This window comes from Streptomyces sp. NPDC057638 (genome assembly GCF_042800315.1).
GTDB lineage: Bacteria > Actinomycetota > Actinomycetes > Streptomycetales > Streptomycetaceae > Streptomyces.
Map to the genome: position 1 here is coordinate 1 of NZ_JBHVHF010000489.1, position 3,814 is coordinate 3,814.

A 3,814-nucleotide genomic window follows, 5' to 3' on the forward strand; every position below is an offset into this window, starting at 1 on the left:
ATGTCCACCGGACATCGCGGCCGTACTGTTGAGTACGAGCCGTGACAGCAGACGACGAGAAGGTGGAAGGCCCAGCCATGGTGCAGCTCAAGACCCCGGAGCAGATCGCGAAGATGCGCGAGGCGGGGCTGGTGGTCGCCGCCATCCACGCGGCCACCCGTGAGGCCGCCGTGCCCGGCGCCACCACCCGTGATCTGGACGAGGTCGCCCGCAAGGTCATCGCCGAGCACGGCGCCAAGTCGAACTTCCTGGGGTACGGGGGCTTCCCGGCCACCATCTGCACCTCGGTGAACGAGGTCGTCGTCCACGGCATCCCGGATGACACGACCGTGCTCAAGGACGGCGACATCATCTCCATCGACGCCGGGGCGATCGTCGACGGCTGGCACGGCGACGCGGCCTACACCGCCTTCGTGGGCGGCGGTCACGCCCCGGAGCTGCTGGAGCTCTCCCGGGTGACCGAGGAGTCGATGTGGGCCGGGATCGCCGCCATGAAGCAGGGCAACCGGCTGGTGGACATCTCCCGCGCGATCGAGACCTTCATCCGCCGCCAGCCCAAGCCCGGCGGCGGCCGTTACGGGATCATCGAGGAGTACGGCGGCCATGGCATCGGCACCGAGATGCACATGGACCCCCATCTGCTGAACTACGTCGCCCGCAAGCGCGGCAAGGGCCCCAAGCTGGTCCCCGGCTTCTGCCTGGCCATCGAGCCGATGGTCTCGCTGGGCACCCCGAGGACCGAGGTCCTCTCCGACGACTGGACCGTGATCACCACGGACGGCACCTGGTCCTCGCACTGGGAGCACTCGGTCGCGCTGACCGAGGAGGGTCCGCTGGTGCTGACCGCCGTGGACGGCGGCAAGGCCAAGCTGGCGGCGCTGGGCGTCACGGCCGCGCCGGACCCGCTGGCCTCCTGAGCCGCGCGCCCCGGGCGGGCCGCCGGGCGGGGCCGTCACGCTCCGCGCCCGGCCCGCTCGCTCCCCGCGCCCCCCGCCCGTCACGCGTAACGATCTCCGTAGCGGGGCAGACTTGCGGGATTCGTCTTTTCGGATGGCCTGACGTAGACTGATGCGTCGGCTCTCGTGTACCCGTGTGCCCGCTTTCATGTGGGTGTATGGCGGCGAGAGTCGATCAAGGTAGCCGATTCGAAGGGCGAAGCGTGGCCAAGAAGCAAGGTGCCATCGAGATCGAGGGCACCGTGATCGAGTCCCTCCCGAACGCGATGTTCAAGGTGGAGCTTCAGAACGGTCACAAGGTCCTCGCGCACATCTCCGGCAAGATGCGGATGCACTACATCCGAATCCTTCCGGACGACCGGGTCGTCGTGGAGCTGTCTCCGTACGACCTGACGCGTGGCCGGATCGTCTACCGGTACAAGTAGATCTTGTCACGTCCGTGCCACGGCACTGGGCGGGACACTGACCCGGAGAACCTCACATCCCATGAAGGTCAAGCCGAGCGTCAAGAAGATCTGCGACAAGTGCAAGGTGATCCGCCGTCACGGCCGGGTCATGGTCATCTGCGACAACCTGCGCCACAAGCAGCGCCAGGGCTGACGCACGCCGACCGACCTGCCTTCCGCAGTTCTTCGCGCGACGCAAGCAGTATCTGTAATTACGCAGTGCCCGTCGGGCCGCGCCACGCGGTTGACGACACCCTCGGTGGGGGCCGGGGACCCGTTCCGTACCTCATACGGCGGCCGGGAGTGGCTCTGTGGAAGACCCCCGAACACTCAGGAGCCATTGAATGGCACGCGTTTCCGGTGTTGACATCCCGCGCGACAAGCGTGTGGAGATCGCACTCACCTACGTCTTCGGCATCGGCCGCACCCTGGCGCAGGAGACCCTCGCCGCCACCGGTGTGAACCCGAACGCCCGCGTTCGTGACCTGGCCGAGGAAGACCTGGTCAAGATCCGCGAGTACGTGGACAACAACATCAAGACTGAGGGTGACCTCCGTCGCGAGATCCAGGCCGACATCCGCCGCAAGGTCGAGATCGGCTGCTACCAGGGTCTGCGTCACCGCCGCGGTCTGCCGGTCCACGGCCAGCGCACCAGCACGAACGCCCGTACCCGCAAGGGCCCGCGTCGCGCCATCGCCGGTAAGAAGAAGCCGGGCAAGAAGTAGTCCACAGCGGACGCTGCGGATTCCCGGGGTCGCCCCCGGACCGCGACAGCCAGCGGTCTTCGCTGTAGGACCGACCACCTCCCGTAGGAGTAAGAGATGCCCCCCAAGGGTCGTCAGGGCGCTGCCAAGAAGGTGCGCCGCAAGGAAAAGAAGAACGTCGCTCACGGGCACGCCCACATCAAGAGCACGTTCAACAACACGATCGTCTCGATCACGGACCCGTCCGGCAACGTGATCTCCTGGGCCTCCGCCGGCCACGTCGGCTTCAAGGGCTCGCGCAAGTCCACCCCCTTCGCCGCGCAGATGGCCGCCGAGTCGGCCGCCCGCCGCGCGCAGGAGCACGGCATGCGCAAGGTCGACGTCTTCGTCAAGGGTCCCGGCTCCGGCCGTGAGACCGCGATCCGCTCCCTCCAGGCCACCGGCCTTGAGGTCGGCTCGATCCAGGACGTCACCCCCACGCCGCACAACGGCTGCCGTCCGCCCAAGCGCCGCCGCGTCTGACGCACGGCCGCACGGCTGACTGGATTCGGGCGGTACGGCCTTCTCGGGTCGTACCGCCCGTACCCTTGTTCCACGCAGTAATTCGTCGGGCGTCAAATAGCGGGCGCCCCCGACTGAAGGACCGATCCTCATGCTGATCGCTCAGCGTCCCTCGCTGACCGAAGAGGTCGTCGACGAGTACCGCTCCCGGTTCGTGATCGAGCCGCTGGAGCCGGGCTTCGGCTACACCCTCGGTAACTCCCTCCGCCGTACGCTGCTCTCCTCGATCCCGGGTGCGGCGGTCACGTCCATCCGTATCGACGGTGTCCTGCACGAGTTCACCACCGTGCCGGGCGTCAAGGAGGACGTCACCGACCTCATCCTCAACATCAAGCAGCTGGTCGTCTCCTCGGAGCACGACGAGCCGGTCGTGATGTACCTGCGCAAGCAGGGTCCCGGTCTGGTGACCGCCGCCGACATCGCGCCTCCGGCCGGTGTCGAGGTGCACAACCCCGACCTGGTGCTCGCCACGCTGAACGGCAAGGGCAAGCTGGAGATGGAGCTGACGGTCGAGCGTGGCCGCGGCTATGTCTCCGCCGTGCAGAACAAGCAGGTGGGCCAGGAGATCGGCCGGATCCCGGTCGACTCGATCTACTCGCCGGTCCTCAAGGTCACCTACAAGGTCGAGGCCACCCGAGTCGAGCAGCGCACCGACTTCGACAAGCTGATCGTCGACGTCGAGACCAAGCAGGCGATGCGTCCCCGTGACGCCATGGCCTCCGCGGGCAAGACCCTGGTGGAGCTGTTCGGTCTCGCCCGCGAGCTGAACATCGACGCCGAGGGCATCGACATGGGTCCGTCCCCGACGGACGCCGCGCTCGCCGCCGATCTGGCGCTGCCGATCGAGGAGCTGGAGCTCACGGTCCGCTCGTACAACTGCCTCAAGCGCGAGGGCATCCACTCCGTGGGTGAGCTCGTCGCCCGCTCCGAGGCCGATCTGCTCGACATCCGCAACTTCGGTGCGAAGTCGATCGACGAGGTCAAGGCGAAGCTGGCCAACATGGGCCTGGCGCTCAAGGACAGCCCGCCCGGATTCGACCCGACCGCCGCCGCCGACGCCTTCGGTGCCGACGACGACGCGGACGCCGGTTTCGTCGAGACCGAGCAGTACTAAGCAGTGCGGAGCGCGCGGGGCCCGGCCCCGCGC

Annotated in this window: 6 protein-coding genes; all 6 read left to right on the plus strand. The window is 67.6% G+C overall.

The window, feature by feature from the left end; translation table 11 throughout:
* Window positions 1–77: 77 nt before the first annotated feature.
* The 6 genes from map to ACFVIM_RS33785 all read left to right on the plus strand — a co-directional run bounded on the left by map (window position 78) and on the right by ACFVIM_RS33785 (window position 3,781).
* Window positions 78–917 (plus strand): type I methionyl aminopeptidase, encoded by an 840-nt coding sequence (map, locus tag ACFVIM_RS33760; protein WP_384309806.1) that lies wholly within the window; start codon window positions 78–80, stop codon window positions 915–917.
* A gap of 242 nt (window positions 918–1,159) precedes the next feature.
* Window positions 1,160–1,381, plus strand: coding sequence for a translation initiation factor IF-1 (gene infA, locus ACFVIM_RS33765; protein WP_003956442.1), 222 nt, complete (start codon window positions 1,160–1,162; stop codon window positions 1,379–1,381).
* Window positions 1,382–1,442: 61 nt separating this feature from the next.
* Window positions 1,443–1,556, plus strand: coding sequence for a 50S ribosomal protein L36 (gene rpmJ, locus ACFVIM_RS33770; protein ID WP_003956441.1), 114 nt, complete (start codon window positions 1,443–1,445; stop codon window positions 1,554–1,556).
* 190 nt (window positions 1,557–1,746) lie between these two features.
* Window positions 1,747–2,127: a 30S ribosomal protein S13 gene (rpsM, locus tag ACFVIM_RS33775; RefSeq protein ID WP_384309800.1), complete on the plus strand. Its 381-nt coding sequence runs from the start codon at window positions 1,747–1,749 to the stop codon at window positions 2,125–2,127.
* A 96-nt stretch (window positions 2,128–2,223) separates the two neighbouring features.
* Entirely contained in the window at window positions 2,224–2,628 is a 405-nt protein-coding gene (gene rpsK / locus ACFVIM_RS33780) for a 30S ribosomal protein S11 (RefSeq protein ID WP_003956432.1), read from the plus strand.
* Between the two features lie 130 nt (window positions 2,629–2,758).
* On the plus strand, window positions 2,759–3,781 hold the full coding sequence (locus ACFVIM_RS33785) for a DNA-directed RNA polymerase subunit alpha (protein WP_384309803.1): 1,023 nt from the start codon (window positions 2,759–2,761) through the stop codon (window positions 3,779–3,781).
* The last annotated feature ends 33 nt before the right edge of the window (window positions 3,782–3,814 follow it).